This window comes from Pseudomonadota bacterium, assembly GCA_010028905.1.
Taxonomy (GTDB): Bacteria; Vulcanimicrobiota; Xenobia; order RGZZ01; family RGZZ01; genus RGZZ01.
This window is the reverse complement of sequence record RGZZ01000442.1, coordinates 1-4,231: the sequence shown is the minus strand read 5'-3', so window position 1 is coordinate 4,231 and position 4,231 is coordinate 1. Positions and strand designations below refer to the sequence as shown.

The window sequence follows — 4,231 nt, the reverse complement described above, 5'->3', positions numbered from 1 at the left end:
CGCGTACGCGTGAGGCTTGATGACGGCGACGAAGCTCTGTGCGGCGTCGGTGACCACGGCGCCCTCTGCGTTCTCGGTGACCTGCAGCGACGCGGGAACGCTCGTGGACCCGTTGGAGAGGCGGATGACACGATTCTCATCGGCCCACGCGGAGGCGATGCTCAGCGCGACGATGATGATGGTGACGACGATGCTCTTGGTGATGAGCTGGTTGATGTTCTTCATACTTCGAGTCTACCGCCTCTCGCAGCACCAAACGGTGAGATGGCCCACCAACCGGCGGCGACGATGTGATCATCGTCACGCGCGGGGGCAGTCGGGGGTGAGGTTCGGGATTGCGCTCCGCCCCACCTACCGGGTTGCGCAGCTCACGGGGTCGCGACGACCATTGACGCGATGTGGCGCGACCCCGGGGCCGTGTTGGGCTACGATGGCGTCACAGGCCTCCGGGGGCGACCGGGCAGGCACCGGATGCAGAGGAAGGGGCAGCGACGATGCGCGGCGTCTCGAGCACGGCGACCCGAGGAATTCTGAACGCGATCTGGCGGGGAAGTGCCGTCGCCCGCGGCGGGGCGACCCGCATGGCGCACGCGAGCGCCGCCGATGGCAAGAGCGCCGCAGATGGCAAGAGCGCCACCGAGGCCAGGCCCAGCCGATATGCGACGCACGCGACCAGCGGGCTCCCGCAAGATGAGAAGCACGCCCACACCGTGCTGTACGCGCTCCAGGCCTGCGGGCAGACCGGGGCGTCGCTCGCCGCCCAGCTTGCGCGTTTCGGACCCATGCTGTTCACGGCCGCGGGTGAGGCCGGAAAGGCACTGATCAGTCCGCGGGTGGAGAAGGCCATCGGACAAGAGGTTGCCGCGCGCATCGCACTGAGCGGTCGGCGCGGGCCGAGCGAGGACGTCGCGTTGCAGGCGCGCCTTGACGATGTGGCGACCCGCGTGGTGTCGGCCGCCCAGCGGCGAGAGACGGGATACGCGTTCCGCCTGCTGAAGGGCGACGCCATCCAGGCTACGGCGGTCCCTGGAGGCATCGTGCTGGTGAACGAGGGGACGTTGCGCCAGCTCGAGAGCGACGACGCCCTCGGATTCGTGCTCGGCCACGAGGTGGGACACGTCGAGCAGCGCGACACGCTCGATGGCTTCCAGTACTCGGCCTTCCGGATGCAGCATCAGCGCCTGGCCGAGCGAGACAACCCACACAACGGCGACGCACGCGCCATCGGAACCCTTCTCGACAGCTACTACAACCGCTATATCTCCCAACCCGCCGAGCTGCGCGCCGACCGAAGGGGCATCGAGCTGGCCCACTCCGTGGGGTACGACCCCCGCGCGAGCATCACCGTTCTGGAGATGCTGGAGCGTCAAGCGCAACGTGCGGGTCTACCGACCGAGGGGGAAGCGCGCGGCCCAAGCATCACCCAGACGCCCGCCCATCCCCCCTACACGGTGCGAATCGCGCAGGCGCGGGCTGAGGTGGAACGTCTCGCGACCGCCCCGACCGAGGGTGAGGCGGGGCTCCGACGACCGTGACACGGGTGCACTGATGCCTTGTGGTCACCGCGTCGCTGCGCTCGTCACAGCACGGCGATCACGCTGAGGCCGTCAGGCCACCCAACCGCGGCGGCAGGCCGCCCGTGCCGCGATGCACGCGCGCACGGCCGCCATCTGCGACGCGTCGAGCTTCTCGAAGGTGCCGCCCACGTGAAAGAGGCCCCCGGCTTCCCAGACCCGACCAACGCGCACGGGCACCGATACGAGCCGGTCGCCGGTATCGAGGTCGACATGCATCAGCTCGCCGATGCTCCGGGTGGAGCGCGTGATCACATGCACGTCGGTGCGGTTGATCTCCACGACGTGGGCCGTCCCCCGGGGGGGCGAGGGGGCAAAAGGGTCCGGCTGGTCTGGGGCGCTGTCGTCGGCGTTGCACGGGAGCGACGCGTCGGGCGCGGCTGATGCGCGATGTGAGAAGATGGAGAGAAGTCTGGTGAAGTTCATGGTCGTTGCCTTCTTTCTGCTGTGTCTCGTGTCTTTCTGACACTTGTCTGGTCGGCAACGTGACCGCCGTGTTGCATGGCGATCGTGATGTGGCTCACGCGCAGCACGTGTTCGGCGTGTGAGAACCGCCGGGCAGCGCGTGCGCGGGATGGTTGAGGGGGCGCGTCAGAGCGCCATCAGTCGTTCTCGAACAGCCTCGATGGCCTCGTCCGGCGTTGACGTTCCCGCCGTGAGCCCGATGACCCGGTAGCGATTTCGCCATTCTGGATCGATGTCATCGACGGTCTGCACGTGATGCCACGGGACCGCGCAGGCCTCGGCCAGATCACCGAGCCGGCGCGTGTTGTTCGAGGTGCGTCCCCCCACCACCACGAGGGCGTCCACCTCAGGCAGAAGGCTCTCCACAGCCTGCTGGCGGGCCTTTGTGGGGTGGCAGATGGTGTCGATGAAGCGGATCTCCGCCTCCGGATTGGCGGCCGCGATGGCCTCACGAATCTGCGTGGCCTCGGCGGGGGCGGTGGTGGTCTGACACACCACACCGAGTCGTGGCTGACGGTACGAACGAACCTCCTCCACGCGCTCGACCACCTCGAATGCATCGAGATCGCCCGTGAGGCCACGCACCTCGACGTGACCATGACGGCCGATCACCACGATGAAGTATCCCTTGTCGGCCAGCATGCGGGCCACCTTGTGCACCCGCGTCACCAGCGGACAGGTGGTGTCGTGCAGCGACTTTCCCGCCGCGAGAAGGGCGTGGCGCTGCCGATCGCTGATGCCGTGGGCGGTGATCAGCACCGCGGGCGTATCTGGGATGTGCGTGCCCGCGCTCTCGGGCTGGGTGACGTAACCGCGGGCCGCCAGCGCCGACACGATCTGCTCGTTGTGCACGATCTCACCGAGCATGGTCACGTGCTCCGGCTGGCTCACCGAATCAGCGATGTCGAGGGCTCGTTTCACCCCGAAGCACATGCCGAGATGCTCCGCCACAACCACGTTCATTGCTGAAGACCTCCTTCACTTTGCGCTACAAAGCAATTCCTCAAAAAAAGGGGGCGCTAGGCCGGCGCCCAACCGCCTTCGGGAAAAGCGGGGCTCTCCAGAGGAACCGATGCGTCTCGAAGCACGCGCTCGAGCTCACTCAGGTAGGCGATGAAACGCTCGCGTCCCAAGGTCGAGAGACGGCACATGGTCTGCGGACGCCCATGCTCGTGGCCCTTGATCACCTCGACCAGCGATGCGCTGCTGAGCGCCTGGAGATGTCGGCTCAGGTTGCCATCAGTGAGGGCGCACATGGCTTTCAGGTCGTTGAACAAGACCCCCTCACGATGGGTGAGCAGCGAGGTCATGATACCCAGACGCGCCTTTTCATGCAGCAGGCGATCGAGGCCATCGTAGGCGAAGCGGCCGCTCTCGTCACTGCGCATGACGGCCGGGCCTCTCGAGGTTGTAGTAGAGCACGAGCCCGAGGCACAACTGCCCGATGCCGAACGGCGCCCCCATCGCCCAGGGGGTCAGGGCCTGACCCGTGGGCGCAAGCGCCAGCAGCACCATGCCGCAGGCGAGGTAGAAGAGGCCGACCCAGCCTACGCCTCGCGGCAGATAGGGGCGCGAGGCGAACACGCCCATGCTGAACAGCGTGCACCACAGGCCGGGCAGCAGCATCGTGGCGCCGACGCGGGCACACCCCCAGGTCACCAGTGCGGCGCCGCACAGCGAGGGGATGAACTGCCCCACCACATTGTAGGCCGACCGCTGCTGCTCGCGCGAAAGGCGGGGGATGTAGCACAGCATCACATCCGTCGACACCAGAAGCAGGTTCACCGCGGCCACCACGAGCCAGAAACGCACAAAGCCGAGGTCATCGGCGCCAACCCAGCCCCCCGCCTGTGGCGAGTCGAGCAACGCGCCCTGAACCGCAGCCGCACCCACCGCCACGAGGCTCGTGGCGGCCATGACGGGCGAGCGATACCCGCGGTAGAACTCGGTGCGAAGCAGGTGCCGACGGATCTCGGCCACCTGGCTGAGGGCTTCTTGAACCTCCACGGTGCCTCCGATGAACTTTGTATGACAAAGTTATAACAGAGGGTGCGCTGGGTTGCAAGTCCTCCAGTGAAATGGCTCCCGATGAGGGCGTGGGGAGCCGCGGCAAGTCCACCACGAGGCCGAGGGGGACACGCACGACTCCACCACGAGGCCGAGGGGGACACGCACGACTCCACCACGAGGCC

6 protein-coding genes are annotated in these 4,231 nt (G+C 67.1%); 1 reads left to right on the top strand and 5 read right to left on the bottom strand.

The features are described from left to right. A partial coding sequence (locus EB084_20760; protein NDD30698.1) for a hypothetical protein occupies positions 1-225 on the bottom strand: 225 nt, incomplete at its 3' end. 269 nt (positions 226-494) lie between these two features. Between EB084_20760 and EB084_20755 the strand changes: the two genes are divergently transcribed. Then, positions 495-1,535, top strand: a complete 1,041-nt coding sequence (locus tag EB084_20755; GenBank protein NDD30697.1) for a hypothetical protein — start codon at positions 495-497, stop codon at positions 1,533-1,535. A gap of 72 nt (positions 1,536-1,607) precedes the next feature. On the opposite strand, the gene EB084_20750 is transcribed toward EB084_20755, so the two are convergent. The 4 genes from EB084_20750 to EB084_20735 all read right to left on the bottom strand — a co-directional run bounded on the left by EB084_20750 (position 1,608) and on the right by EB084_20735 (position 4,046). Continuing rightward, complete coding sequence (locus EB084_20750) at positions 1,608-2,000, bottom strand: hypothetical protein (GenBank protein ID NDD30696.1); 393 nt, start codon at positions 1,998-2,000, stop codon at positions 1,608-1,610. 165 nt (positions 2,001-2,165) lie between these two features. Then, positions 2,166-3,002 (bottom strand): 4-hydroxy-3-methylbut-2-enyl diphosphate reductase, encoded by an 837-nt coding sequence (ispH, locus tag EB084_20745; GenBank protein NDD30695.1) that lies wholly within the window; start codon positions 3,000-3,002, stop codon positions 2,166-2,168. 56 nt (positions 3,003-3,058) lie between these two features. Beyond that, complete coding sequence (locus tag EB084_20740) at positions 3,059-3,427, bottom strand: transcriptional regulator (GenBank protein NDD30694.1); 369 nt, start codon at positions 3,425-3,427, stop codon at positions 3,059-3,061. Further along, positions 3,417-4,046, bottom strand: coding sequence for a hypothetical protein (locus EB084_20735; protein NDD30693.1), 630 nt, complete (start codon positions 4,044-4,046; stop codon positions 3,417-3,419). Before EB084_20735 ends, EB084_20740 begins: the two co-directional genes overlap by 11 nt. Between the last annotated feature and the right edge of the window lie 185 nt (positions 4,047-4,231).